25 protein-coding genes are annotated in these 24,730 nt (G+C 65.0%); 17 read left to right on the top strand and 8 right to left on the bottom strand.

Features of this window, described 5'->3' with window-relative positions:
• Positions 1–24: 24 nt before the first annotated feature.
• The 8 genes from ACIPR8_RS19695 to thrS all read right to left on the bottom strand — a co-directional run bounded on the left by ACIPR8_RS19695 (position 25) and on the right by thrS (position 7,730).
• On the bottom strand, positions 25–381 hold the full coding sequence (locus ACIPR8_RS19695) for a MerR family transcriptional regulator (RefSeq protein WP_132862880.1): 357 nt from the start codon (positions 379–381) through the stop codon (positions 25–27).
• Positions 362–661 carry an integration host factor subunit alpha gene (locus ACIPR8_RS19690; RefSeq protein ID WP_054657702.1) on the bottom strand — a complete coding sequence of 100 codons (300 nt, stop codon included), beginning with the start codon at positions 659–661 and terminating at the stop codon, positions 362–364. The genes ACIPR8_RS19695 and ACIPR8_RS19690 overlap by 20 nt, the downstream gene beginning before the upstream one ends.
• A gap of 21 nt (positions 662–682) precedes the next feature.
• Complete coding sequence (pheT, locus tag ACIPR8_RS19685) at positions 683–3,064, bottom strand: phenylalanine--tRNA ligase subunit beta (protein WP_446542127.1); 2,382 nt, start codon at positions 3,062–3,064, stop codon at positions 683–685.
• Between the two features lie 128 nt (positions 3,065–3,192).
• Positions 3,193–4,188, bottom strand: coding sequence for a phenylalanine--tRNA ligase subunit alpha (gene pheS, locus ACIPR8_RS19680; protein ID WP_132862878.1), 996 nt, complete (start codon positions 4,186–4,188; stop codon positions 3,193–3,195).
• Positions 4,189–4,381: 193 nt separating this feature from the next.
• Positions 4,382–4,741 carry a 50S ribosomal protein L20 gene (rplT, locus tag ACIPR8_RS19675; protein ID WP_054657697.1) on the bottom strand — a complete coding sequence of 120 codons (360 nt, stop codon included), beginning with the start codon at positions 4,739–4,741 and terminating at the stop codon, positions 4,382–4,384.
• Positions 4,742–4,752: 11 nt separating this feature from the next.
• Positions 4,753–4,950 carry a 50S ribosomal protein L35 gene (gene rpmI, locus ACIPR8_RS19670; RefSeq protein WP_010342861.1) on the bottom strand — a complete coding sequence of 66 codons (198 nt, stop codon included), beginning with the start codon at positions 4,948–4,950 and terminating at the stop codon, positions 4,753–4,755.
• Positions 4,951–5,238: 288 nt separating this feature from the next.
• Positions 5,239–5,763, bottom strand: coding sequence for a translation initiation factor IF-3 (infC, locus tag ACIPR8_RS19665; protein ID WP_243694071.1), 525 nt, complete (start codon positions 5,761–5,763; stop codon positions 5,239–5,241).
• 65 nt (positions 5,764–5,828) lie between these two features.
• Positions 5,829–7,730, bottom strand: coding sequence for a threonine--tRNA ligase (gene thrS, locus ACIPR8_RS19660; RefSeq protein WP_446542126.1), 1,902 nt, complete (start codon positions 7,728–7,730; stop codon positions 5,829–5,831).
• A gap of 1,158 nt (positions 7,731–8,888) precedes the next feature.
• Here thrS and ACIPR8_RS19655 point away from each other — a divergent pair.
• From ACIPR8_RS19655 to ACIPR8_RS19575, 17 genes are all read left to right on the top strand, one after another.
• Positions 8,889–9,635 (top strand): hypothetical protein, encoded by a 747-nt coding sequence (locus ACIPR8_RS19655; protein WP_446542125.1) that lies wholly within the window; start codon positions 8,889–8,891, stop codon positions 9,633–9,635.
• A gap of 118 nt (positions 9,636–9,753) precedes the next feature.
• Positions 9,754–9,966: an AlpA family transcriptional regulator gene (locus ACIPR8_RS19650; RefSeq protein ID WP_012112310.1), complete on the top strand. Its 213-nt coding sequence runs from the start codon at positions 9,754–9,756 to the stop codon at positions 9,964–9,966.
• A gap of 42 nt (positions 9,967–10,008) precedes the next feature.
• Positions 10,009–10,884 (top strand): ParA family protein, encoded by an 876-nt coding sequence (locus ACIPR8_RS19645; protein WP_446542124.1) that lies wholly within the window; start codon positions 10,009–10,011, stop codon positions 10,882–10,884.
• Positions 10,868–11,128, top strand: coding sequence for a hypothetical protein (locus tag ACIPR8_RS19640; RefSeq protein WP_446542123.1), 261 nt, complete (start codon positions 10,868–10,870; stop codon positions 11,126–11,128). The genes ACIPR8_RS19645 and ACIPR8_RS19640 overlap by 17 nt, the downstream gene beginning before the upstream one ends.
• Positions 11,121–12,785, top strand: coding sequence for a ParB family protein (locus tag ACIPR8_RS19635; RefSeq protein WP_446542122.1), 1,665 nt, complete (start codon positions 11,121–11,123; stop codon positions 12,783–12,785). The genes ACIPR8_RS19640 and ACIPR8_RS19635 overlap by 8 nt, the downstream gene beginning before the upstream one ends.
• Positions 12,786–12,800: 15 nt before the next feature.
• Positions 12,801–13,361 (top strand): DUF2857 domain-containing protein, encoded by a 561-nt coding sequence (locus ACIPR8_RS19630; protein WP_073664028.1) that lies wholly within the window; start codon positions 12,801–12,803, stop codon positions 13,359–13,361.
• Between the two features lie 3 nt (positions 13,362–13,364).
• On the top strand, positions 13,365–14,627 hold the full coding sequence (locus tag ACIPR8_RS19625) for an STY4528 family pathogenicity island replication protein (RefSeq protein ID WP_446542121.1): 1,263 nt from the start codon (positions 13,365–13,367) through the stop codon (positions 14,625–14,627).
• A 330-nt stretch (positions 14,628–14,957) separates the two neighbouring features.
• Positions 14,958–15,746 (top strand): PFL_4669 family integrating conjugative element protein, encoded by a 789-nt coding sequence (locus tag ACIPR8_RS19620; RefSeq protein WP_446542120.1) that lies wholly within the window; start codon positions 14,958–14,960, stop codon positions 15,744–15,746.
• Positions 15,743–16,270, top strand: a complete 528-nt coding sequence (locus tag ACIPR8_RS19615) for a DUF3158 family protein (protein WP_446542119.1) — start codon at positions 15,743–15,745, stop codon at positions 16,268–16,270. Before ACIPR8_RS19620 ends, ACIPR8_RS19615 begins: the two co-directional genes overlap by 4 nt.
• A 73-nt stretch (positions 16,271–16,343) precedes the next feature.
• The gene (locus ACIPR8_RS19610; protein WP_446542118.1) at positions 16,344–16,784 is read left to right on the top strand and encodes a single-stranded DNA-binding protein; all 441 of its coding nucleotides are present in this window, start codon (positions 16,344–16,346) and stop codon (positions 16,782–16,784) included.
• A gap of 279 nt (positions 16,785–17,063) precedes the next feature.
• Positions 17,064–19,088 (top strand): DNA topoisomerase III, encoded by a 2,025-nt coding sequence (locus tag ACIPR8_RS19605; RefSeq protein WP_446542117.1) that lies wholly within the window; start codon positions 17,064–17,066, stop codon positions 19,086–19,088.
• A gap of 520 nt (positions 19,089–19,608) precedes the next feature.
• Positions 19,609–21,207: a DNA cytosine methyltransferase gene (locus tag ACIPR8_RS19600; protein ID WP_446542116.1), complete on the top strand. Its 1,599-nt coding sequence runs from the start codon at positions 19,609–19,611 to the stop codon at positions 21,205–21,207.
• Complete coding sequence (locus ACIPR8_RS19595) at positions 21,171–22,007, top strand: hypothetical protein (RefSeq protein WP_446542115.1); 837 nt, start codon at positions 21,171–21,173, stop codon at positions 22,005–22,007. The genes ACIPR8_RS19600 and ACIPR8_RS19595 overlap by 37 nt, the downstream gene beginning before the upstream one ends.
• 333 nt (positions 22,008–22,340) lie before the next feature.
• A complete protein-coding gene (locus ACIPR8_RS19590) occupies positions 22,341–22,553 on the top strand; it encodes a hypothetical protein (RefSeq protein ID WP_446542114.1) in 213 nt (70 codons plus the stop codon).
• Positions 22,554–22,574: 21 nt separating this feature from the next.
• Complete coding sequence (locus ACIPR8_RS19585; RefSeq protein WP_446542113.1) at positions 22,575–22,967, top strand: hypothetical protein; 393 nt, start codon at positions 22,575–22,577, stop codon at positions 22,965–22,967.
• A gap of 175 nt (positions 22,968–23,142) precedes the next feature.
• On the top strand, positions 23,143–23,829 hold the full coding sequence (locus ACIPR8_RS19580; RefSeq protein WP_446542112.1) for a hypothetical protein: 687 nt from the start codon (positions 23,143–23,145) through the stop codon (positions 23,827–23,829).
• Between the two features lie 79 nt (positions 23,830–23,908).
• Complete coding sequence (locus tag ACIPR8_RS19575) at positions 23,909–24,646, top strand: DUF5983 family protein (RefSeq protein WP_446542111.1); 738 nt, start codon at positions 23,909–23,911, stop codon at positions 24,644–24,646.
• Positions 24,647–24,730: the final 84 nt, after the last annotated feature.

Genomic DNA, 24,730 nt, shown 5'->3' with positions numbered 1-24,730 from the left:
ATACCGGCTTTCACATCGAAAAGTTCAGCGCCGCAGCAATTGCAGCACTTCTTCCAGCTCCATCCGCACCTGCTTGATGATCTGGTTGCTCAGTGCCGATTCTTCCTTGGCACCCTCGCCTTCCAGACGCAGTCGCGCGCCGCCGATGGTGTAGCCCTGTTCGTACAGCAGGCCGCGGATCTGCCGCACCATCAGCACGTCATGGCGCTGGTAGTAACGGCGGTTGCCACGGCGCTTGGCCGGCTCAAGGCTGGGGAACTCGGTCTCCCAGTAGCGCAGCACGTGCGGCTTGACGTCGCACAGCTCGCTGACCTCACCAATGGTGAAGTAGCGCTTGGCCGGAATCGGCGGAAGTTCGCGGTTACTGCCCGGATCCAGCATATGCCTCCACCCGCTCCTTGAGCTTCTGGCCCGGACGGAAGGTGACCACCGTACGGGCGGAAATCGGAATTTCCTCGCCGGTCTTGGGGTTGCGGCCCGGACGCTGGTTCTTGCGCCGCAGGTCGAAGTTACCGAAACCGGACAGCTTTACCTGACGTCCCTGTTCCAACGCATCACGCAACACATCGAAGAACGCGTCGACAAATTCTTTGGCCTCACGCTTGTTCAGACCGACCTCGTCGAACAACCGGTCCGCCATCTCCGCCTTGGTCAATGCCATGCCTGCTCCCTGTATCCCGCCTCAGCCACGGATCTTTGCGCCGTGCCCGTGATCGATCGCCGCCACCACATCGGTGACCACGGCCTCCACGTCACGGTCCGTCAGGGTGCGCGATTTGTCTTGCAGAATCAAGCCCATAGCCAAGCTCTTGAAACCCGGTTCGACGCCCTGCCCGACATACCGGTCAAACAGCACGACATCCCGCAGCAGTTCGCCGCCGGCCTGGCGGATCGTCGCCGCCAGGTCAGTCCAGCTGACCTGTTCAGCCACCAGCACCGCCAGGTCGCGGCGCACCGCCGGGAAGCGCGACAACTCGCCCGAACGCGGCAGGTTGCGCGCGGCCAACGGCGCCAGGTCCAGCTCGAAGCCGATCACGTCGACGTCGATGTCCATGGCCTTGACCAGGCGCGGATGCAACTGGCCGATCCAGCCTATGCACTGGCCGTCGCGCCAGACGTCGGCCGAACGCGCCGGATGGGCGTACGGACGCTGCGAGGCGCGGAACTCCAGCACCGCCCCGGAGGCATGTGCCAGCGACTCCAGGTCGCCCTTCAGGTCATGGAAATCGACCTTGCGCGCCTTCTCGCCCCACTGCAGGGCGGCGGCATCGCCGCACACCGCAGCGGCCACGCGCACGGTTTCCAGCGGTGCGGGCTGGCCGTCGCCCGCCTGCCGGGCGAACACGCGGCCGATCTCGAACAGACGCACACGGCCCACCTGTCGGGCCACATTGCGGCCCAGCGTGGCCACCAGGCCCGGCAGCAGCAGCGGGCGCATCACCGCCAGCTCGGCCGACAGCGGGTTGGCCAGCGGCACCAGCCCTTCGTCCTGGCGCCACTGCGACAGCAGCTGCGCATCGACGAAGGCAAAGTTGATGGTTTCCAGCATCTCGCGCGCCACCAGCTGGCGACGCACGCTCAGCTCGTCCAGGCGGGTTTCGCTGGGCATGGCGATGCGCGCGGCGCCTCCGGGCAAGGTGGTCGGGATCGTCTCGTAGCCGTGGATGCGGGCCAGCTCCTCGATCAGGTCCTCCTCGATGGCGATATCGAAGCGGCTGCTCGGGCCGGTCACGCGCCAGCCGTCCGCCGCGGCTTCGACCTGCATGCCCAGCGCACGCAGGATGCGCTCGACTTCTGCGTCGGCGATCTGGATGCCCAGCACGCGCTGGATGCGCGCACGGCGCAGGCCGATCACGGCCGCCACCGGCAGGTCGGCTTCACGCATGGCCTCGGTGACCGGCGCCGGCGTGCCGCCGGCCAGGTCCAGCACCAGCCGGGTGGCGTATTCGATCGCGGTACGTGGCAACTGCGGGTCCACGCCACGCTCGAAGCGATGGCCGGCATCGGTATGCAGCCCCAGCTTGCGGCCACGGCCCATGATGGCGGCCGGCGCGAAGTGCGCGGCCTCCAGGAACACGTTGGTGGTGTCGTCGGTGACGCGGGTATCGAAGCCGCCCATCAGGCCGGCCAGGCCGACCGGACGGTCGGCGTCGGTCACCACCAGGAAGCTGTCATCCAGCGCCGCGTCGCGGCCGTCCAGCAGCTTGATCGACTCACCGGCGCGCGAACGGCGCACGCCGATGCTGCCTTTGAGGGTGTCCAGGTCATAGGCGTGCATCGGCTGGCCCAGCTCCAGCATCACGTACTGGGTGATATCCACCAGCAGCGATACCGGGCGCACGCCACTGCGGCGCAGGCGCTCGGCCATCCACAACGGCGTGGTGGCGCGGGCGTTGACGCCCTCGATCACGCGGCCGAGGTAGCGCGGCGCTTCGGCACCGGCGTCGAGCTGGATCGCCAGCTCGCGCGAACCCTGCGCGGCAACGGCATCGGCCGCGAACGGCTTCACTTCACTGCGGGTGGCCGCGGCCACGTCGAAGGCGATGCCGAGCACGCTGAAGCAGTCGGCGCGGTTCGGGGTGAGCTTGATCTCGATGCTGGCGTCCGGCAGGCCGAGGTAATCGACCAGCGACGTACCAACAGGCGCGTCGTCCGGCAACTCCAGCAGGCCGGAGGCGTCGTTATCCAGGCCCAGCTCCTTGGCCGAGCACAGCATGCCGTTGGACTCCACGCCACGCAGCTTGGCCGGCTTGATCTTCAGCTCACCGATCTGTGCGCCCACCATTGCCAGCGGCGCGACCAGCCCCGGGCGCGCGTTCGGCGCACCGCAGACGATCTGCAGCAGCTCGCCCTGCCCCGCATCGACCTTGCACACCTGCAGGCGGTCGGCCTCCGGGTGGCGCACGGCCTCGACGATGCGCGCGACGACCACGTTGTCCAAGCCATCACCCAGCGCGGTGACTTCCTCGACCTCCAGGCCGATGGCGGTCAACACCGCGCTCAGTTCGTCGCGCGAAGCGGTGGTTGGTACGTGGCTGCGCAGCCAGCTTTCGGAGAATTTCATGTTGTCACCCTGATGGGAGGCCGGGCCTCCCGTTGCGGTTTCTTTTGTGCCGGCGCCCAGCGCATTGCGCCCGGGGCGGACCGACGTTCAAGCGTTGCCGGGCATGGCCCGGCACGACGGCCCGTCGCTTACGCGAACTGCTTGAGGAAGCGCACGTCGTTCTCGAAGAACGCGCGCAGATCATTCACCCCGTAACGCAGCATCGCGAAGCGCTCCACGCCCAGCCCGAAGGCGAAGCCGGTGTAACGCTCCGGATCGATGCCCACGCTGCGCAGCACGTTCGGGTGGACCATGCCGCAGCCCAGCACTTCCAGCCAGCGGGTGCTGCCATCGGGCTGCTGCCAGGCGATGTCCACTTCCGCGCCCGGCTCCACGAACGGGAAATAGCTCGGGCGGAAACGCATCTCGAAGTCGCGCTCGAAGAACGCACGCACGAACTCGGACAGCGTGCCCTTGAGGTCGGCGAAGGTGGAATGCTCGTCCACCAGCAACCCCTCGACCTGGTGGAACATCGGCGAGTGGGTCTGGTCGCTGTCACTGCGGTACACCTTGCCGGCGGCGATCATCCGCAACGGCGGCGCGTGGTCGCCCATGTAGCGCACCTGCACACCGGAGGTATGCGTGCGCAGCAGGCGGCCGTCGCCGAAATAGAAGGTGTCGTGCATGGCACGCGCCGGATGGTGCGGCGGGAAGTTCAGCGCCTCGAAGTTGTGCCAGTCGTCCTCGATTTCCGGCCCTTCGGACAGCTCGTAACCCAGGCGACCGAAGATCTCGGTGATGCGCTCCAGCGTGCGCGTCACCGGATGCAGGCCACCACGCTCGCCATGGCGACCTGGCAGGGTGACGTCGATGTGCTCCGACGCCAGGCGCGCATCCAGGGCGGCATCTTCGAGCAGCACCTTGCGCTCGGCCAGCGCGGTGGACACCGCGTCGCGGGCGACATTGATCGCCTCGCCGGCGGCCTTGCGCGCGTCCGGCGGCAGGGTGCCCAGCTGCTTGAGCTGCGCGGTGATGCTGCCACTCTTGCCCAGCAACGAAACGCGCAGGTTTTCCAGCGTTTCCGGGTTCTGCGCGGCGGCCACGTCGGCCAGCGCCTGGGCGGTCAAGGATTGGATGTCACTCATGGAATCGACGGACCTCGGATCGGTTTGCCTTCAGCGGCCTCGCGCCGGGCCGACCCCGTCGCACCGCAGACCCTCCACCACCCCAACAGCACTGGAAGGCCACAAAAAAGAATGGGGAAGGACTCGCGCCCTTCCCCATGCATTGTCTCACTCAGGCCGCCGTGCGTGAACGCACGATGGCCATGGGAAGAACTTATGCCGCCAGTGCGCCCTTGGCCTTTTCTGCCAGAGCGGCAAAACCGGCTGCGTCGTGCACGGCGATATCAGCCAGGACCTTACGGTCCAGGGTGATGCCAGCCTTCAGCAGGCCGTTCATGAAACGGCTGTAGCTCAGGCCGTTGATGCGGGCAGCCGCATTGATGCGGGTGATCCACAGCGAACGGAAATTGCGCTTCTTCTGCTTACGGCCGATGTAGGCGTACTGCTGTGCCTTGATGACCGCCTGCTTGGCGACGCGGAAAACCTTGCGACGGGCGTTGTAATAGCCCTTGGCGAGATCCAATACTTTCTTGTGGCGGCGGCGCGCCTGCACACCACGCTTAACTCGTGCCATGGTTCAGTTCCTCAGAGGTAGGGCAGCATGCGGTCCAGACGGCCTGCGTCTTCTGCGCGGACGTGGTTCGTCTGACGCAGGTTACGCTTCCGCTTGGTCGCCTTCTTGGTGAGGATGTGGCTACGGTTGGCGTGGCCAGCCTTGTACTTGCCGGAAGCGGTCTTGCGGAAACGCTTGGCCGCCGCCCGGTTGGTCTTGATCTTGGGCATTGCTATGTCCTTGATGGTCTCTTTTCACTGGCTGGGCGGTGGCCGTGGCCACGCTTTCCGTCCTTGCCCTTGCCTGTCTAAAGCCCGCGCTCCCCGAAGGAGGCAGGCAGGTCCTGTTTTGACGCAAACAACAAACCCGGCGAACCGGGCCGCCCATTATGCCTTTCCTTCCAGTCGCTTGCAAACGCGAGTCGACAAGGACGGGATTCTGGCTGAACAGGCAAGCAAACAGGGAGGCGGCGCCAGCCCCTCCCTGTTCAGCAAAGCGAAGGCCCGAAGGCCGCCGGCTTACTTCTTCTTTGGCGCGATCATCATCACCATCTGCCGGCCTTCCAGGCGCGGACGCGATTCGATGACGATGTCCTCGCCCAGATCGGTCTCGATGCGGGTCGCCATCTCGCGGCCCAGCTCCTGGTGGCTCATTTCACGGCCACGGAAGCGGATGTTGACCTTGACCTTGTCGCCCTCTTCGAGGAAGCGGCGCATGTTGCGCAGCTTGATCTGGTAGTCGCCCTCGTCCGTGACCGGACGGAACTTCACTTCCTTGATCTCGACCTGCTTGGTCTTCTTCTTGGCCTCGTTGGCCTTCTTCTGCATCTCGAACTTGAACTTGCCGAAGTCCATGATCTTGCAGACAGGCGGGTCGGCCTGCGGCTGGATTTCGACCAGGTCCAGGCCTTCTTCCTCGGCCATCGACAGCGCTTCGTCGCGCGACAACACGCCAATCATCTCACCGTCACTGCCGATCACGCGGACGCGCGGCACACGGATTTCATGATTACGACGGTTCTGTTTGTTGTCAGGGGTACTGATATTGCAATCTCCGAATGGAATCGAACCGGCCCCGGCGGACGTATCCGCGGGGCCGGGGCTCTTGCTTACTTCAATTCAGCCTGCAGCCGCTCGACGAAGGCTTCCACCGACATCGAACCGAGGTCCTCACCCGAGCGGGTGCGGACAGCCACGGCGCCATTTTCCTTTTCGCGGTCACCCACGACCAACAGATAGGGCACCCGCTGCAGGGTATGCTCGCGAATCTTATAGCCGATCTTTTCGTTGCGCAAATCGGCGTCAACCCGGAAGCCTTGATTTGCAAGGGTTTTGCGAACCTGCTCGACGTATTCGGCCTGAGCGTCGGTGATATTGGCCACCACCACCTGCACCGGGGCCAGCCAGGTCGGGAATGCGCCAGCGTGGTGCTCGATCAGGATGCCCAGGAAGCGCTCCATCGAGCCAACGATGGCGCGGTGCAGCATGACCGGGTGCTTCTTCTGGCTGTTCTCGTCCACGTACTCGGCGCCGAGGCGGCCGGGCATCATGAAATCGACCTGCATCGTGCCCAGCTGCCAGGTACGGCCGATGGCGTCCTTCAGGTGGTACTCGATCTTCGGGCCATAGAAGGCACCCTCGCCCGGCAGTTCCTGCCACTCCACGCCGCAGTGGGTCAGCGCCGAACGCAACGCGCCTTCGGCCTTGTCCCAGGTCGCATCATCGCCCAGGCGCGATTCCGGGCGCAGCGCGATCTTGATCTGGATGTCATCGAAGCCGAAGTGCTGGTACACCGCCAGCGCCTGCTGGTGGAACGCGGTCACCTCCGCCTCGATCTGGTTCTCGGTGCAGAAGATGTGGCCATCGTCCTGGGTGAAACCGCGCACGCGCAGGATGCCGTGCAGCGCGCCGGACGGCTCGTTGCGATGGCACGAACCGAACTCGCCATAGCGGATCGGCAGGTCGCGGTAGCTGTGCAGGCCCTGGTTGAACACCTGCACGTGGCCCGGGCAGTTCATCGGCTTGACCGCGTAGGTGCGCTTCTCCGATTCGGTGAAGAACATGTTGTCCTGGTAGTTGTCCCAGTGGCCGGACTTCTTCCACAGGCTCACGTCCAGGATCTGCGGGCAACGCACTTCACCATAACCACTGTCACGGTAGACCTTGCGCATGTACTGCTCGACCACCTGCCAGATCGACCAGCCCTTCGGGTGCCAGAACACCAGGCCCGGGGCCTCTTCCTGCAGGTGGAACAGGTCCTGCTGCTTGCCGATGCGGCGGTGGTCGCGCATCTCGGCTTCCTCGATGCGCTTGATGTACGCCTCGAGCTGCTTCTTGTCGGCCCAGGCCGTGCCGTAGATACGCTGCAGCTGTTCGTTCTTGGCATCGCCGCGCCAGTACGCGCCGGAGATGCGCATCAGCTTGAAGGACTTCAGGAAGCGCGTGTTCGGCACGTGCGGGCCGCGGCACATGTCCACGTATTCCTGGTGGTAGTACATGCCCATCGCGGTGATGTCCTCGGACATATCCTCGATCAGGCGCAACTTGTACTCCTCGCCACGGGCCTTGAAGATCTCCACCACTTCCGCGCGCGGCGTCATCTTCTTGATGACGTCGTAGTCCTGCGCGATCAGCTCGGCCATGCGCTTCTCGATCGCCGCCATGTCATCCGGCGTGAACGGGCGCTCGTTGTAGATGTCGTAGTAGAAGCCCTCGGCGATGACCGGGCCGATCACCATCTTGGCGTCCGGGTAGAGCTGCTTGACCGCATGACCGACCAGGTGGGCGCAGGAGTGGCGGATGATCTCCACACCCTCCTCGTCCTTGGCAGTGATGATGCGCAGCGAGGCATCGTGGTCGATCACGTCGCTGGCATCGACCTGCACGCCATCCAGGGCACCGGCAATGGTGGCCTTGGCCAGGCCGGCACCAATGGATTGGGCCACGTCCATGACGCTGACCGGGTTTTCGAACTGACGGACGCTGCCGTCGGGGAGAGTGATGTTGATCATGGGATTCACCTGGAGTCACGACCCGGCGGACGGGCCTGGAAACAGCCCGACGGGCGGCTTCGATGGGGATTTGCGGGCAATAAAAAAGCGCCACGACGGCGCCTGGGATCAGGGCGGTGGCGGAAGATCAGCGATGGGCAGTGGTAGTGCTCATGTCACACTCTCGGCCGGCGCGTTGGCGCGGGCCACCTGTCAGCCGGGGAACTGGCCCGATTCTAGCGCAAAACACGCCCGCTGGCCGCCCCTCCCGGCCTCAACAATCCCGAAGAGCGGAAAACAAAAAACCCCGCATAGCGGGGCTTTTCTTCTACTGGAGCGGGAAACGAGACAGGCACTAGGGCGCTAAATCCTTGTTTCCCAATCACTTTCTCCGCCGCCGTGAGCAGCGAAGGCCTGAATTATAGCCTTGTTTTTCGCCCTCGGCAACAGAGTTCATCCAACAACTTCCATCAGCGTCCAAGGACTGCCATCCATCCGCTGACACCGGACGCAGAACACATCGCTGCCAGACCCCGCCGCTGCAACGCCGTTGGCACGCCCAGGTCTTCTTGCGTCAGGAATGGCATCAGCATCGAGCGTTGAGACCGCGCTTGGTTTGTTGGTGCAGTGCGCACCACAGCCCAAGGCTGGTCGTGATGAAGGTCATGCGGCGAGCGAAGAAAGATGGGGCACATGTTCACATCGCCTGGTCGGCGGGCGACCGCGTGGGAGCGGCGCGCAACAGCCTCAAACTGGCCACAGCCCATGATCGCTGGATGCTATGTCGATATATCAGGATGCAGGAACAAGCATCACACGCGCGGTTTTCTCTACGCCCCTCTGGACGTTGAGCAACGACTGCGCCCCAGCGCGACTTGTGAAACCGTAGGGATATCAGACCATAGCGAATCGGTCTTGATGGGCTTGACGCACCCCATGACGCTGGCACCGTGAGCGCCATTGTCGAGCGTGCTTTTTCCTTTGTTACTCGACGGGCCGGCAACTGGTCGATTCTTGCACATCGAGCAAGTGAGGACCACCTGTGCGGATGCCATGAATTCTTCCGCCCACGTTCCGGGGCATCGTCCCAGGCATCAGCCACAGGCATAACGACACAACAGCCCTTGGCAGGGCAAGAAAGGAGCCGGTGATGTAGCGCTTCCGAAAGGAGACGAAAACATGCACAAGGAGCCACCATTATCAAAGGTGTTCTATCGTCCCATTGAAGCTGCCATACGTTGGGCTGGATTGTTGCGGTACAAGGCCTCGATCCTCGCCTCGATCGCATCACCGCGTTGTCTGCCGCAGACATTGGACTGCCCGCGATGGAACGAGTGTCGGCTGTACTCGGAGCGCATCTACGACGGCATCCTCAATGCTGAACTGCCCTTCGGCAAGAACGGGATCACGCTCAATGACCCAGAGCTGGTGAGTTCGCCCGATCTGACCGTCCGCCATGTCGATCTGAAGCGCTGGATGCGCACTCACTATCCCGAACATCGGCCCGGATTCCTGTTCAGCCGCAGCGAGCGTATGGCGCATCCCTTCATCACCCTGGAAACAGGACAGGCGCTCCTGCTGGAACGGCTGGCTCTGCAGGCCGCGCTGGACCATAGTCGGCGTGAGGTGCGCGAACTGCAAGCGCAGCACGAAGCCTTGCTCAAGCAGTCGGCCGTCCTGCTGGCGTCCAAGCAGTGCGCGATCAGTGATCGAGCGGAGACCACCTACCTGAACATCATCGGCGGGATGCTGACGCTGATGCTGGGCCAATCCCCATCGGGCGTGCCGTACTCCAGCTTCAAGACGCAGGAGGCCATCGTCACTGCATTGCTCGCCCACTATGGCGGCACCATGGGTATCACGGAGCGAACCTTGAACGGCAAATTCGCCAACGCCAGGAAGAATGTGCGTAGCGCAGCCGCGTGAATTCTTCCATCTTGTATGTGCAGTCGCGGAGATTGCATTTGCAATGTCTTTTCGCAGCCATGTCTATTGAATAGAGGTCACGCCAACAAACGCCACTGAGCGTTCAGGAGTGACCGCCATGTCGCAAGTACCTGTACTGCCACCGCACGAGCGCCGCATCCTGCGGCTCGATGAAGTTGAAGCGAAGTCCGGCTTCAAACGCGCCCACATCTACAACCTGATGAAGAAGCGCCAGTTTCCACAGGCGTTGCGCCTTGGCGTGCGCGCCGTGGGCTGGGATTCGGTCGAGATCGATCAGTGGATCGCCGAACGCCTTAACAACCGCACCTGACCCGCTCCCCCTCGGATTTCCCATCGCCAAACGGAGAGCGCCATGCAGGTCGTATCCATCATTTCAACGAAAGGTGGCGTCGGCAAGACGACGACGGCCGCCAACCTCGGCGGGCTCGCCGCGGACGCGGGCCTGCGCGTGCTGCTGCTCGATCTCGACGTGCAGCCCACCTTGTCTTCTTACTACGAACTGACCCATCGCGCGCCCGGCGGCATTTATGAGCTGCTGGCGTTCAACGAGCGCGCCCTCGACCAACTCGTGTCCCGCACCGTCATCGCGGGCCTGGACCTGGTGCTGTCCAACGACCACCGGGGTGAACTGAACACCTTGCTGTTGCACGCGCCGGACGGACGCCTGCGGCTGCGCCATCTACTGCCGACGCTGGCGCCGCTATACGACCTGGTGCTGATCGACACTCAGGGCGCGCGCTCGGTGCTGCTGGAGATGGCGGTGCTCGCCTGCGGCCTGGCGCTGTCGCCCGTGACCCCGGAAATCCTCGCGGCCCGCGAGCTACGGCGCGGCACCATGCAGTTGCTGGAGGACATCGCGCCGTACCGGCACCTCGGCATCGAACCGCCATCCCTGCACCTGCTCATCAATCGCGTCCATCCCGTGTCCGCGAATGCACGGATGATCCAGCAGGCGCTGCGCGACCTGTTCCAGGACCATGCCGGCATCCGCGTGCTGGGCACCGACGTGCCGGCCATCGAAGCCTATCCGCGCGCTGCGACCCGCGGCCTGCCGGTGCATCGCGTCGAGCATCGCCAGCCACCGGGCAGAGTTGCGCCCGCTGCGCTCGACACCATGCGCGCGCTTGCTGGCGAATTGTTCCCGCAGTGGCAAGACAGATTCGCCCTCGTGTCCGGCCGTCCTCCACGTTCTATTGAAACCGGGAGGCTCCATGGCGAACGCACATGAACTGGCCCGTGGCCACAAGCGGCTGCGTGCCCTGATCGAGTTCGCGGTGAGCGAAGGCTGGCATGTCAAACGCACGCGGGGCGGACACCTCAAGTTCACCAAGATCGGCTGCGCCGCCATCTACACCAGCTCGACCGCGAGTGATTACCGGGCTGACCTCAACGCCCGTGCGCAGATCCGCCGAGCCGAGCGCGAGGCGCGCATGGCCCGGGGCGCCAACGCCGAGGGATGCGGCCATGGCTGAGATGACCCCCCAGGACATGGCTGGCAAGCTGCTTGCTGCCGGGTTCGAGCGCAGTGGGCCATCGGCCGCGGCTTTGAGCGACCCCATTGCCGACACGCCGATGGTCGTGACGCTGGACCAATTGCGGCCCTACGACCACGATCCCCGCAAAAAACGCAACTCGGCCTACGATGAAATCAAGGCCTCCATCCGCGAGCGCGGCCTGGATGCGGCGCCCGCCATCACGCGCCGTCCTGGCGAGGCGCACTACATCATCCGCAACGGCGGCAACACCAGGCTGGCGATCCTGCGTGAACTCTGGGCAGAGACAAAGGACGAGCGCTTCTTCCGCATATCGTGCCTGTTCCGGCCGTGGCCTGCGCGCGGCGAGATCGTCGCGCTGACCGGGCACCTTGCCGAGAACGAATTGCGCGGCGGCCTGACGTTCATCGAGCGCGCCCTGGGCGTCGAGAAAGCCCGCGAGTTCTATGAAGCGGAAAGCAGCACCACCCTGAGCCAATCCGAGCTGGCCCGCCGCCTGGCCGCCGACGGCTTCCCCGTGCAGCAATCGCACATCAGCCGCATGGCCGATGCGGTGCGCTACCTGCTGCCCGCGATCCCGACCGTCCTGTATGGGGGCCTCGGCCGCCACCAGGTCGAGCGGCTGTCGGTCATGCGCAAGGCCAGCGAGCGCACGTGGGAACACTATGCCAAGGGCCGCTCCCTGCCGCTGGACTTCGACAGCTTCTTTCTGGAGGTGCTGTCGCAGTTCGACGCCCAGGCCGATGAATTTTCCCCGCAGCGTGTGCAGGACGAGTTGATCGGTCAGATGTCCGAGCTGCTGGGCATCGACTACGACGTACTCGCCCTAGACCTGACCGAATCCGAGAGCCGTCACCGCGCCCTGGTCAGCGACCCAACCCCGCCATCGGCGCCGCCGGCATTGCCTGAGGCTGGGGCCATCGCACGGCCGCCGATCGAAGCGTCACCGTCCCCCGCTACGCCGGCACCTGCTGCAGGCCACCCTGCGGCCGCGCCGACAAGGCCCGAGGACGATGCGGCCCCGAGCGAGGCATCCGCGGCCAGCCCTGCGGCAGCGGCTGGCGGTCTGCTTGACGAGCACATCATCTCTCCGGCACCCACGACGGAACGTCTCCAGTCCATCCAACGCATGGTCGCCGACCAGTTGGGCGATGCGCTGCCGCCCGACTTCTCCGTCAACGTGTTGCAGTCGATTCCCGTGCAGGCCGGTGGCCTCTATCCCATCTCGGACATCTGGCATATCGACCCTGGCCTCGACACACCCGACCGCCTGCGCATCCACATCGCGCAGTTCGCGCGCGAGATCGCGGGCGAGGCCGACCTGGACGCGTGTGTCGAGGATCGTTCTGACGGCATCGGGTTCGCGTGTAGTGCGCCGGCCCAGGCTCCGTCGCCACTGGGCCGCGCCGTGCTCGCGCTGCTGGTTTCCCTGGCCGGTCAGCAGCCGGCCGACGTCGGCTTGGACGGCGGCCACTTCGTCACCGACCTGCCAGCGCTGTTGCATGGACGGGGCCAACGTCATGACGACGGGACCCGGCGGTTGAGCGACACCGCGCTGGTCAAACTGTTTCGGCTGCTGCGGCTGGCCCGGCGCCTGCTTGATCTGGAAGCCGGCGCTGCCGGCTCTGGGACCTGAGCGAGGGAGGCCCGCATGTCCGCACCGAACCCACTCAACCAGGCCGTCATCGCGCAGGCACTCTACGACCTGCGCAACGGGCAACTGCGTCGCTGCAAGGCGATGGGGTTCGGTGAGGAAGAACTGGATGCGCTCAAGCATCCGGCGCTGATCAGCGTGCTGGCCAATGCCAACGTCTCGTGGTGCTCTGTCTCGGTGAACCGGGAAGTGCTCCGGCGATTGCTCAAACAGGCACAGGACGTGGAGAAGGAGATCGCCACCGTCGATCGCATGCTGCGCCTGGGCGCCAGTACTGAAATGGTGAGCCGCTTCTACGGGCTGACGCATCAGGAAGTCGCGCTACGGCGCGAAGTTCTCGGCCTGCCCAAACGCAAAGGGCGCCATCCGGTTCTGGACGAGGAGCAGGACACCGAGCTGTGGCGGCGCTGGAAGGCCGTGACCAGCAGCAGGAATGTCGAGCTGGAGGATGAGACCTCGGTTCTTGATGCGGCAATGGACCTCGCCGAAGGCATGGAACTGCCGCTGTCGGTGGTCTGGGCTGCGATCAAGAACTGGATCGATCAGGGATTGGGTTGAATCATGGCCGTGGAAGACGCTGCACCGCGAACACCACGCCAAGGCCCCGTCGCCCTCGCTGATCTGTTCGACAGCGCGCTGAAAGACCTTGCGCCAAAACCTCGCCAGCGCGCGCCCGAGCCGGCTCCCGCATCCGCATCGGCGCCGTCGCCTTCGCCTGTGTCCACAACCGGCGACGGTTTCCTGTTTAGCGGCAATCGCCACGAGAGCGTGCCGCGACGACTGTTCCTCGACCGACGCTTGACGCCGCTGGAACGCAATGCCTGGCAAGTCTTCCGGATCATGCTCAACGAGGATGGCGTCACGGCGTTTCCGACGTATGAGCAACTTCGCCCGTGGCTCGCGTCAATGCCCTGCGCCGGACAGGCCTCCCACGAGACCGTGGCACGGGCGCTGACGCTGTTGCGCCTGACGCGCTGGTTGAGTCTCGTGCGCCGCAGGCGCGACCCCAAGACCGGGCGCATCCTCGGCAACCTCTACGTCCTGCACGATGAGCCCCTGACCCCGTTCGAGGCGATGCAGCTCGACCCGGACTACTTGCAGCTCGTCAGCCAGGCCCTGGGCCATTCGGCCAAGGCCGTCCAGGTCGTGGGCCTGCACACCCTCAAAGAAATCGCCGACGACCCGTTGTTGTCTGGCCGCACGTTGCCCTCGCGGCTGCAGGTCCTTGCCGAACGCCTCGCGAGCCAGGGCATTGGGTCGCAGGAGAGTTATCCACAGGAGGACACGTTTCACGATTCCGAAGAAGGGGCGCCGAGCCTTCTTCGGAATTCTGATGACCCCTCTTCGGATTCCGAAGCAGGGCCGAAACCCGCGTCAGACGGCGCTCTTCGGAATCCGAAGCAGGATCGTACTGTACGTAGTAGTCGTATTAATGAAGTACGTACTACCGCGCGTGAGCGTGGGCAGGTGCGCGCGATGCCGGGAGTTCGTCTGCCTGATCGCTTCCTCGGCCTAAAGGAAGAGCAGCAGGCCGGAGCCATGGTGGCATTGCAGCAGGTCGATGCCCCGCTACGCCAGGCCGTACTGGACGAATGGGCGGATCGCTGTCGTGGCAGCACCATCCGCAACCCGGCAGGCTACCTGTTCGGCATCATCCAACGTGCCATCCGCGGCGAGTTCAACGCCTGGGCCAAGCAAGCTGGGGCAGCACCGCCACCCGCCCCTGCACGACATGCACCGCCTGAGCCACCGCGCAATGTGGTTCCGCCCGAGGTGGCCCGGCAGCACATTGACCGACTGCGCGACCTTCTGCGCAGTAGCTGAGCGCGACGAGCGACAAGGGCGTGAAGCAGACGTCCATGGCCGTCAGTAGAGCTATCCCCAGGGGATAGATGTACTACAAGCTGTAACGCCGACCGGCGCGGCCTGGTACTTCCGTCCACGGGGCCGTAATGGCGTCGGTTTCATGAGCGGCCCGCACCATCTGCGCGAGCAGCGCTCCATGGCGTTCGATGGAGCTATCCCCTGGGGATAGCTCGTGTCACAGGCCACCGCTACCACGACAACCGGGGACTGGTTCATTTCGGTTTGTTGACTGACTGCCTTCCGCTGCGTGCCGATCCTGACTGCTCTTTTCCCAAGCGAGCGGACACCATGGCAACCAACGAACCTCTGCAACTCAATCTCGGCTCTTTGCGCAGCGCGATGTCGCTGACGCTTCACACTCACCACGCCTCGCGCATCTGGCATGGCCGCGCCGCCGCCGAGGGGCGACCCGGCATCGTCGGCCTGAACGGCTACATCGCCGTGATGAACAAGATGAAGCGCGGCTCGGAACAGGACGACCCGTACAGCGACTGGTGGATGTTGCGCATTGAGGAAAAACTCGACCAGACCAAGACCACGCTGCAATCGCTGCGCGAGCAGGTTGACCAGGCACTGGCCGGCGTGCCTGCGGCGTTGAGCCTGGGCGAGAACCTCAACGTGCAACCGGTGAAGCTCCCCTTGTTCGTGAACGCGCAGCTCGGCTTTGCCGCCGTCTATCTGCTGGCCGACTACGACGACATCGCCCGCAAGCTGATCCTCGCCCACCACACCGCGCTGATCGATCGCTCGACATTGGAGCGCTGGCTCAACGAAGGCGCCCACGCGCTGCGCAGCCTGTTCAGCCTGGCGCAGCAGTACCGCTACTCGGGCTGCACCCGCGACGACTTCGCGGCTAAGAACGCCGCAGCGCGGGCGGCGCTGGAGAAGTTCGGTGAGCTGCCGCAGGACGTGCTCGAAGGCACGCGCCGATCGAAGTTTGCGCCGCCCGTCGTGCGCCGTGGCCTGCAACGGCGCGGTGATAGCGCTGCCGCAGCCGCACCTCCCACCGACGAAGGCACTGCCGCCGATCCGGCTGAGGCCAAGTCCACAGCTGCTGGCGAGGACGAACAAGCATGAGCGACCCGAACCGCCAACCGCGCTACTTCCGTCGTCTGGAACAGCCCGCCTTCATGCGGCTGGAACACGCGGCCTCTCTAAAAGGCCTTTTAAAGCCTTTTAAAGGTAAAGGGGACTTCGACGCCTGGGCCAGCCAGTGCTTCGCCATGCGCGACGAGTTGATTGCCCTGGCGCAGCGACAGGTGCTGCCACAAGCGTGTGGGCATCCCTTCCACCTGCTTCCCGTCGAGCTGGCCCAGCAGACCACTGGCGCAGGCACGACCTTTCTTCGCTGGCGCAAGCACGACAGGTCAGCCATGGGCGTGGCTCTGTGGCAGGAGCTGATGGCGAGCACCAGCACGCCGGTCAACCTGCTGCACGACCTGCACGCGATCGAACTGCAGCGCATCACGCTGAACATGCAGATCAGCCTGCTGCACACCCTGGGCAGGCAAGCACAGGAGTGCGCCAGCAAGGCCGCGCAGGCGGACAACACCTACCTACGCCGGATCACATCCATTCCTGCCCCAGTGCGCGATCGGTGATTGCGCCAGGCATCCGAGCACGCGCCCGTGTCCAGCGAGGCACGGGAATTTCAACCACCACGGAGATTGCACCATGAGCACCCATTTCATCGGCGAGGGCAACATCGGCTCGCCGCCCGAGTACCGCGAATTCCCCAACGGCAATGACGATCCTCGCCGGTTGCTCCGGTTGAACGTGTACTTCGACAACCCCGTCCCCACCAAGGGCGGTGAGTTCGAGGACCGCGGCGGCTTCTGGGCGCCGGTGGAACTCTGGCACCACGACGCCGACCGCTGGCAGCAGCTCTACCAGAAGGGCATGCGGGTGCTGGTCATCGGCCGCATGGAGCGCGATCCCTGGACGGACAACGAAGATCAGCCGCGCGAGACCTGGCAGGTCAACGCGCGCAGTGTCGGCATCCTGCCGTACCGCATCGAGTCCGTGGCCCTCAGTCCGAAGCCACAGGAGGCAGAGCCGAAGCCCCAGGCCACCCAGGAATCAACGGTGCCGAAAGAGACCAAGCGCAGGAAGTGATCCGGCATGGAGGGCGGCTGCCACAGTGCTTCGCCGTCCTCCATGCGCTGCGAACTATCCCCAGGGGATAGCTCCACCAACGTCCACCGACTTCCACGCGCTCCCGGAAATCGCGGCTCCCGGCCCGCACACTTCTGGCCACGCGCCGTCCCCGCAAGCGCCATTTCATCGGCGTAAAAGCGGTCGCCACCGCATGCGGCTTGTTTGCTGCTGCCAGGGGCGGCGCTCGGCATCCTCGATTCCAGCAACTCATGAACAACAGGAATCGGATGGACGGACATGCGGCTGTTTCTTTGCGAGAAGCCCTCCCAGGGCAAAGACATCGGCCGGATTCTCGGCGCCACGCAACGCGGTGAAGGTTGCCTCAACGGTTCCGGCGTCACGGTCACCTGGTGCATCGGCCATCTCGTAGAGGCGGCAGCACCGGAAGCCTACGACGAGCAGCTCAAGCGCTGGTCCATCGAGCAGTTGCCCATCATTCCGCAGCATTGGCGGGTCGAGATCAAACCGAAGACCGCCGCGCAATTCAAGGTCGTCAAAACGCTCCTGGCGAAGGCGACCCAGCTTGTCATCGCCACCGATGCCGACCGCGAAGGCGAGTTGATCGCTCGCGAAATCATCGACCTGTGCGGCTACCGCGGGCCCATCGAGCGGCTGTGGTTGTCGGCGCTGAACGATGCGTCGATCCGCGCCGCCCTCGGCAAGCTGCGGTCCTCGGCCGAGACGCTTCCGATGTACCACTCGGCGCTGGCGCGCTCCCGTGCGGATTGGCTCGTGGGTATGAACCTGAGTCGGCTGTTCACGGTGCTGGGGCGACAGGCGGGCTACGACGGCGTGCTGTCGGTCGGCCGCGTACAGACCCCGACGCTCAAGCTCGTTGTGGACCGCGACCGCGAGATCGCGGCTTTCAAGTCGGTGCCGTTTTGGGCCATCGACGTGTCCCTGTCCACAGGCGGCCAGTCCTTCACCGCGCAGTGGGTTGCCCCCGATGCTTGCACCGACGACGCCGGCCGCTGCCTGCAGCAGCCCGTCGCACAGCAGGCCGCGCAGCAGATCCGCACCGCGGGCAGCGTCGAGGTGGTCTCGGTCGAGACCGAGCGCGTGCGCGAAGGCCCGCCGCTACTGTTCGACCTGGGCACCTTGCAGGAGGTGTGCTCCAAGCAGCTTGGGCTGGACGTGCAGGAAACCCTGGAGATTGCCCAGGCCCTGTACGAGACGCACAAGGCCACGACATACCCGCGTTCCGATTCCGGCTACCTGCCCGAAAGCATGTTCGCGGAAGTACCGACTGTTCTGGACAGCCTGCTCAAGACCGATCTCTCGTTGCGCCCGATCATGGGCCAGCTCGACCGCTCTCAGCGCTCGCGCGCCTGGAACGACGGCAAGGTCACGGCGCACCACGGCATCATCCCGACGCTCGAACCGGCGAACCTCTCCGCCATGAGCGAGAAGGAACTGGCGGTGTACCGGCTGATCCGGGCTCACTATCTGGCTCAATTCCTTCCTCACCATGAATTCGACCGCACGGTGGCCGAGCTTTCCTGCGGCCAGCAGAAGCTGACAGCGACAGGCAAGCAGGTCGTCGTCATGGGCTGGCGCCTGGTGCTGGCCGAGCCCGAACGCGAGGCTGGCGCGGGCGAGGACGGCGACGCCGCGGCGCGCAGCCAGGTACTCCCCGCGCTGCGCGAGGGCCTGGCGTGCCAGGTGGCCGAGGTCGAGATCAAGGCGCTCAAGACGATGCCACCCAAGCCCTACACCCAGGGCGAACTGGTCAAGTCGATGAAAGGTGTTGCGCGCTTCGTGACCGACCCGCGCCTGAAGCAGAAGCTGAAGGACACAACCGGCATCGGCACCGAGGCGACGCGGGCCAACATCATCAGCGGGCTGATCGCCCGCGGCTACATCGTGAAGAAGGGACGCTCCATCCGCGCATCCGATGCGGCATTCACGCTGATCGACGCCGTGCCCACCGCGATAGCTGACCCCGGTACGACCGCCGTATGGGAGCAGGCGCTCGACATGATCGAGGCCGGCCAGCTCACCCTGGACGTGTTCATCGGCAAGCAGGCCGCATGGATTTCCCAGTTGACCGCGCAGTACGGCAGCACATCCCTGTCCATCAAGGTTCCCCGAGGGCCGGCTTGTCCGCAGTGCGGCGCACCCACGCGCCAGCGCACCGGCAAGAGCGGCCCGTTCTGGTCGTGCAGTCGCTATCCCGACTGCAAAGGCACGCTGCCGGTCGAATCCGGCACGTCCAAGCGCGGTGCCTCGCGCCCGCGCAGTAGCGGCCGCCAAGGCTCCTGACCGACTCCGTTCCCCGTGAGCCGTGTCCGCCGTCGGCGGCGTGGCCCGTGTCCCGCACGCCCTGCGGGACGCCCAGCGCGCAACGCCTTCTCGATCCGTGTGCGCGTCCCGCCCAGCCGTCCCCGGCCGCGGGACCTGAAGGTAGCTTCTCCGCGAACCGCCTCCCGCGCGTTCTGCTGATCTGCATGTCTCCCGCTTCTGCGAAGGGTCCCCCGATGGCTTGCCAGGCTGCGCGAGCCACCCGGAGACCCTTCGTGGTCAGCGGTATTCGGTGCCGGTGCCCGCCGGCGCAAAAACGGGCTCCCTTTGTGCGCGGATGTGCGCCAGAAGATGCCGGCGCGAACCACGACATGCGCCGGGTGTGATTGCTGATGAGCAGACGGTTCTAGCGACGACCGGGCCTGCACCAGCCCACGGGTGGTTCTGTCCTCCCGAGCCGAAGGCCGCAAGGCCTTCGGCGCCTTTCTCCTGCCAATCAACGTCCCGGCCCGCCCCGGGCCACACGAACAGGAGACCCGACATGAACCCGCAACCTCGCACCCTCCGCGGTGCGCCCCAGGCCGCGCCACTGCTGTACGGCAGCGTGTGCAGCGGCATCGAGGCCGTGAGCCTCGCCTGGCAACCCCTCGGCCTCGAAGCCGCGTGGTTCGCCGAGATCGAACCGTTCCCGAGCGCCGTGCTCGCCCACCGTTACCCCCACGTGCCCAACCTGGGCGACATGACTGCGATCGCCCGCCAGGTGCGCGCCGGCACCGTGCCGGCGCCCGACATCCTGGTCGGCGGCACGCCGTGCCAGTCGTTCAGCGTGGCCGGCGCACGCCAGGGGCTGAACGACCCGCGCGGTGCCTTGACCCTTGCCTATGTGGAGCTTGCCAATGCCATCGACCAAACCCGCCACCAAGACCGCCGCCCGCCGGCAACGCTCGTCTGGGAAAACGTCCCCGGCGTCCTCAACGACCGCAGCAATGCCTTCGGGCATTTCCTGGGCGCACTGGCCGGAGAAGGCCGTGCGCTCGAACCGCCAGGGGAAAAATGGGCGCACGCTGGTTGTGTGTCTGGACCCCACCGCCGCATCGCCTGGCGCGTGCTCGACGCTCAATATTTCGGTGTCGCCCAACGCCGCAAGCGCGTGTTTCTTGTGGCATGTGGTGGTGATGACCTCGATCCCGCCGAAGTACTTTTTGAGCGCGCAGGCCTGCTCGGGGATTCTTCTGCGGGCAGCGCGCCGTGGCAAGAAGCTGCCCGTGCTGCTGGATCGGGTACTGAAGCAGCAAGCGGATATGCAGGTCTGAAGCAGCCTTACGGGAAGGTCACGACGACGTTCGGATTTAGTGGCGGCACCGGCCCCGTCGATGTGGCCGCCTGCCTGATGGCCGCTGGCCCCAAGCACGACATCCGCACCGAGACGTTCATGGTGCAGTCCATCGCCGGCAGCATCGCCCATACCCTCGACACGGCCAACAATGGCAAGGGCAGCAGCGAGGACGGTACGGGCAAGGGCGTGCCGATCATCGCCTTCACCGCCCAGGGCAGCGGCGCGGATGCCACGATCGACCTGACGCCGACGCTGCGTGCCGGCGGGCATCGCAACAGCCGTGCGAACGCCGGTGTTGTGCCCGCCATCGCCTTTGCGCAGAACAACCGCGGTGAAGTGCGCTTCGAGTCGGGCCATGGACAGGTGGCTTGCACCATCCTGTCCAACGGCAAGCCGGGCTACGGGGTGCCGATGGTGGCCTGCGTTGCCCTGAGGGGCCGGCAGCATGGTCTTGCCGCCGAGCTGGGCGGCGGCGTAGCGGCGGTGCTGCGCACCAGAGCTGGTGGCGCGGACAAGCCCCACGTGCTGGCCCCCGACTTTGAGGCGCATTTCCGATACGACTGGAACGACCCCAGCCCCGGAGATTGGTCGCAATGGCGGGTGCGGCGGCTGATGCCTGTGGAATGCGAGCGGCTGCAAGGAATGCCCGACGACTACACGCTGATCCTGTACCGCGGCAAGCCTGCGGCAGACGCCCCGCGCTACAAGGCGATCGGCAACTCCATGGCCGTTCCGTGCATGGCATGGCTGGGCCACCGGCTGGTGCAGTGCCTGCAAAAGACGGACTCGACCGCTTCGGATTGATCGGCGACGCAGCCCGCGGGCCGCGCGATTCTCCCTCCTGCATTGCCGACGTGTCGGCAGCAGCCAGCAGCCAGGGTGTCAAGGCTGCCGTGGGTTCCGCCCCCGCCACCCGCCAGTTCGCCCCGGCTTCTCACCGGCGAACGCTGCCCACCGGGCATCGATGCCACCTTCCTCCAACCCACGGGATGTATGCGCGTCCCGTCAGGGGCGTGTCGTCAACCCGGTCGATATCAGGACTTTCCATGGACACCATCACCCGACAAGACCGCATCACGCTCAAGAACCTCAAGGTCGCGGATTTCGCGAGCGAGGAAACGCTGTGCTTCACCGCCACCGTCGTGTTCAACGGCAGGCCCATCGCCGAAGCCCGCAACGATGGACACGGCGGCTCGACGTTCGTGCGCGCGTTGCAAGGCCAGGCCGCGCTGCTGGCCCAGGCCGAGGAATTCGCCAAGAGCCTGCCGCCGGCATCGCTCGACGTCGAACGCGAGGACGACGAGCCGCTTCTCATCGACATGGCGCTCGACTTCCTCGTGGACGAGCTGGCCGATGCCATGCACGCGGAGCGCAAGCTGCGCACCGCGTTCAACCGCGACATCGGGAACAAGGTGCTGTTCATCAAGGACGGCAGGCTGTTGTTCCTCAAGGGCATCAAGCTCAAGGCCATTGCCGACCGCGCAGCGTATTTCGCAAAGCTGCGCAGCCGACAGGACCAGCCCATCGTCATCCTGGCCGAGTTGCCAGCAGACGAGGCTTTCGCCACCTGGAAGCAGCATGTCCTGGGCGACAAGCCCCGCTGATCCAGCCTCACCGCACCGTCATGACAGTCCCGCACTCGATGCGGGGCTTTTCTTTTCTCCGCGCCCATCAATCGGGGCTGGGCCGAATGCCGTTTTCCAACTGACGCGGCGCAGCCCTCGCACGAAGCTGCCTGCATGTTCGCTGATTCGTCAGCACATGCCAGCAGCCAGGGTTCCAGGCTGCCGCGGGGTTCTCTCCGCGCTACCCACCAGTCCGCATCGCATCAAGTCCGCGGACGCGCGTCCCCGTGACGCCGATGCACTTTCTTCAACCGCGTGCGGGAGCTGCCATCCCGTGAGGGACAAGGCCCCGCTTTTCCAAGGAGCCCGTCCATGTCCCAGCAAGCCTCTTTCGGCCAGCTGGCCCGGACCTACTGCGGCAAGTTCCTGCCGCTCGAAGTCCTGCAAAGCGCCGCCGGCCACTACATCGGCACGCGCGATACCGAAGGTCCCGTTTCGCGGGAATCCCGCGAGTACTTCCGCAGCTATGCCGCGGCTCAACGCGCCCTCGAAAGAGGCAGCTGGTCCCAGCTCGCCATTCCCTGATCCAACTGGAGAAATCACGTCATGAACCAGCTACTGCCGCGGGAAGTCGTCGATCAGATCATGCGGGAAGAGCAGCATTTCGCTGCCGCGCCCCAAGCCTTCTTCGAGGCCTGGAAGCGCGGTGTCGAGATTGCTGGTCCCGAGTGGTTCGGCGACGGCACCCGTGAAGGCCTGAACCAGGCCAACACCAAGTGGGATTTGCGTCCCGACATGCTGCGGCTCAACGATGCCCTCGGCGTCCTGAGCAGCGGGGAACGCATGTTCCTGTCTGCCATGGTCAGCTTCTACAACGCACGCGAGGGCGGTGCCATGCTCAAGCGCTGCCACTTCCACGGGCTGTCGGACTTCGATGGTCTCGATCTGGAACGCCGCAAGGTCATCGCCGACCTGCTGGTGAACTACAACGGCTGGTGAGCCGGTCTCCGGCACGCCACCGTCCTCTCGATCCCCCGTGAGGGACATGCGCCCACAAGGCCACGTCCCTCAATTTTTTTTCCCCATCGCCCGGCGCCAACGGCCTTGGGCTATTCCCTGCGGATGCCATCGTCCGCATGGGCTGGCTCCGCTCACTTCCCCGAAAGGAGCCAGCATGGCAAACAACTACTACGAAGGCACAGGCGTTCTCGTGCTCGACCACGTTACTCCCGTCATCAAGGCACTGTTCGGTGCTTTCAGGCTGGACGAACACCATCCCGGCAATGGGCAGGCCTACATCGCCCAGATCGCCGAGACGAATGATCCGCGATGGACAGATGTGCTGGACGGTCTGGAAAACCTGGCCGCACAACTCGGCATCCCCATGCCCGACGACGAAGAGTTGTCGATTCCGCCTCTGCTTGAACGGCTGGCCGCGCACTTCGGCGCTGACCAGGACGGGGAGCTGGAGAACCTGATCGAGCACCACCAATTCGAGGACAGCGCCGACCTGGAAGCCTTGCTTCTGATCGCTTCCCGCTTCGATGACGGCCACCACCTGACCGCCATCCAGTTCGAGGGCTGCTGGTATTGCAGCAAGCCAAGGCTGTTCGAGTTCGGCGGCAACGGCTGCTACCTGAGCCGCGAGGCCCAGGTCTTCAGAACGTCCTCGCAGGCGCTCCAACTCGGCGACCAACTGCGCAAAAGCATCGTGGCCACCGACATCGAAGAGGCCTCGGCGTTGATCGCGCTGGAGGCCGCCAACCTGCTCGCGGGCATCAGCGACGAGCATTTCCGCCTGAACGTGCGCCATCGCGTCGCCGAACGATTGGCCCAGACGCCGAGGATCAGCGCCGCCTGACGCATTTTCCACTTTCAACCCACCGGGTCCAATTCCCGGTGGCGGGGATTGGCTCCATTATTCAATCTGGAGAGTTCCCATGTCCCAGAAACCCAATCCCTTTCTCCGCGGCTACTGGAATCTGAAAATCGTCCGAACGCTGTGCATCAGCTACGAGGACGGAAGCCCGCATGTCTGGCGAAACATTCACGCGAGCCAAGAACACCTCTCTGACGAGGAGCTGGTTTCATCGTCCTGCATCGTCACCAGCAACTTCGCCGTGGTCAACGATGGTCCCGACCCCGTGAGTGCCGAGGTGCTGGCCGAATGCGATGCCGGTGAAGGCGTCAGCGGCCAAGGCGTGATCGGCGCCGTGGTCTATGCCATCCATGGCGACGACTTCGACGGCCGTCCGGTCCACGTCGGTGACACCTATTCGGCCGAGGCCGCGCGGGAAGTCGTGCAGCGCCTGAGTTTCGAGACCGGGTATTTCAGCCGGGCCTGGGAAATCAGTCGTGAGCACATCACCGTCGATACCTGGCACTACCTCGCCAACCTGGCAGACCTCGCCACGCCGGAGGCTTTCCTGTTCATCGCGTTCCGGGTTCCGTACAGCCCGGCGATCGGCATCAAGCTGATCTCCACGCCCTGGACGGACCAGAACCTGGAGCATGTCGAGGGCATCACCGCCGAGCAGCTTCAGCAGGAGCACCGGAACAAGGGCATGCCGGACGACCTGGCGAACATCCTTGAACTGGCTGGCCAGGCCGACGTGCGCATCCTGATCCTCGACACCGACGCTTCCGTGCTACCGGGCCTGCCGCTGGCCGAGTCCTAGCAGCCGCGCGACGCGCCATCCTTCCTCTTTCTCCCCCATACCAGCCCGTCTCCTGCCCGGAGCCGGGCTGGTTCATTTTCACAG

The organism is Stenotrophomonas sp. LARHCG68 (assembly GCF_052871705.1).
This window is presented reverse-complemented; position numbering and strand designations above follow the sequence as displayed.

What these genes read in the sequence shown, in the direction of transcription:
- ACIPR8_RS19635 (WP_446542122.1), top strand. Translation starts at nt 11,121, where the DNA reads ATGGCTGAGATGACCCCCCAGGACATGGCTGGCAAGCTGCTTGCTGCC.
- ACIPR8_RS19695 (WP_132862880.1), bottom strand. Translation starts at nt 381, where the DNA reads ATGCTGGATCCGGGCAGTAACCGCGAACTTCCGCCGATTCCGGCCAAG.
- ACIPR8_RS19645 (WP_446542124.1), top strand. Translation starts at nt 10,009, where the DNA reads ATGCAGGTCGTATCCATCATTTCAACGAAAGGTGGCGTCGGCAAGACG.
- thrS (WP_446542126.1), bottom strand. Translation starts at nt 7,730, where the DNA reads ATGATCAACATCACTCTCCCCGACGGCAGCGTCCGTCAGTTCGAAAAC.
- ACIPR8_RS19650 (WP_012112310.1), top strand. Translation starts at nt 9,754, where the DNA reads ATGTCGCAAGTACCTGTACTGCCACCGCACGAGCGCCGCATCCTGCGG.
- ACIPR8_RS19575 (WP_446542111.1), top strand. Translation starts at nt 23,909, where the DNA reads ATGTCCCAGAAACCCAATCCCTTTCTCCGCGGCTACTGGAATCTGAAA.
- pheT (WP_446542127.1), bottom strand. Translation starts at nt 3,064, where the DNA reads ATGAAATTCTCCGAAAGCTGGCTGCGCAGCCACGTACCAACCACCGCT.
- ACIPR8_RS19585 (WP_446542113.1), top strand. Translation starts at nt 22,575, where the DNA reads ATGAACCAGCTACTGCCGCGGGAAGTCGTCGATCAGATCATGCGGGAA.
- ACIPR8_RS19630 (WP_073664028.1), top strand. Translation starts at nt 12,801, where the DNA reads ATGTCCGCACCGAACCCACTCAACCAGGCCGTCATCGCGCAGGCACTC.
- ACIPR8_RS19600 (WP_446542116.1), top strand. Translation starts at nt 19,609, where the DNA reads ATGAACCCGCAACCTCGCACCCTCCGCGGTGCGCCCCAGGCCGCGCCA.
- ACIPR8_RS19590 (WP_446542114.1), top strand. Translation starts at nt 22,341, where the DNA reads ATGTCCCAGCAAGCCTCTTTCGGCCAGCTGGCCCGGACCTACTGCGGC.
- ACIPR8_RS19610 (WP_446542118.1), top strand. Translation starts at nt 16,344, where the DNA reads ATGAGCACCCATTTCATCGGCGAGGGCAACATCGGCTCGCCGCCCGAG.
- ACIPR8_RS19640 (WP_446542123.1), top strand. Translation starts at nt 10,868, where the DNA reads ATGGCGAACGCACATGAACTGGCCCGTGGCCACAAGCGGCTGCGTGCC.
- ACIPR8_RS19690 (WP_054657702.1), bottom strand. Translation starts at nt 661, where the DNA reads ATGGCATTGACCAAGGCGGAGATGGCGGACCGGTTGTTCGACGAGGTC.
- ACIPR8_RS19615 (WP_446542119.1), top strand. Translation starts at nt 15,743, where the DNA reads ATGAGCGACCCGAACCGCCAACCGCGCTACTTCCGTCGTCTGGAACAG.
- rplT (WP_054657697.1), bottom strand. Translation starts at nt 4,741, where the DNA reads ATGGCACGAGTTAAGCGTGGTGTGCAGGCGCGCCGCCGCCACAAGAAA.
- pheS (WP_132862878.1), bottom strand. Translation starts at nt 4,188, where the DNA reads ATGAGTGACATCCAATCCTTGACCGCCCAGGCGCTGGCCGACGTGGCC.
- ACIPR8_RS19580 (WP_446542112.1), top strand. Translation starts at nt 23,143, where the DNA reads ATGGCAAACAACTACTACGAAGGCACAGGCGTTCTCGTGCTCGACCAC.
- ACIPR8_RS19625 (WP_446542121.1), top strand. Translation starts at nt 13,365, where the DNA reads ATGGCCGTGGAAGACGCTGCACCGCGAACACCACGCCAAGGCCCCGTC.
- ACIPR8_RS19655 (WP_446542125.1), top strand. Translation starts at nt 8,889, where the DNA reads ATGCACAAGGAGCCACCATTATCAAAGGTGTTCTATCGTCCCATTGAA.
- rpmI (WP_010342861.1), bottom strand. Translation starts at nt 4,950, where the DNA reads ATGCCCAAGATCAAGACCAACCGGGCGGCGGCCAAGCGTTTCCGCAAG.
- ACIPR8_RS19620 (WP_446542120.1), top strand. Translation starts at nt 14,958, where the DNA reads ATGGCAACCAACGAACCTCTGCAACTCAATCTCGGCTCTTTGCGCAGC.
- ACIPR8_RS19605 (WP_446542117.1), top strand. Translation starts at nt 17,064, where the DNA reads ATGCGGCTGTTTCTTTGCGAGAAGCCCTCCCAGGGCAAAGACATCGGC.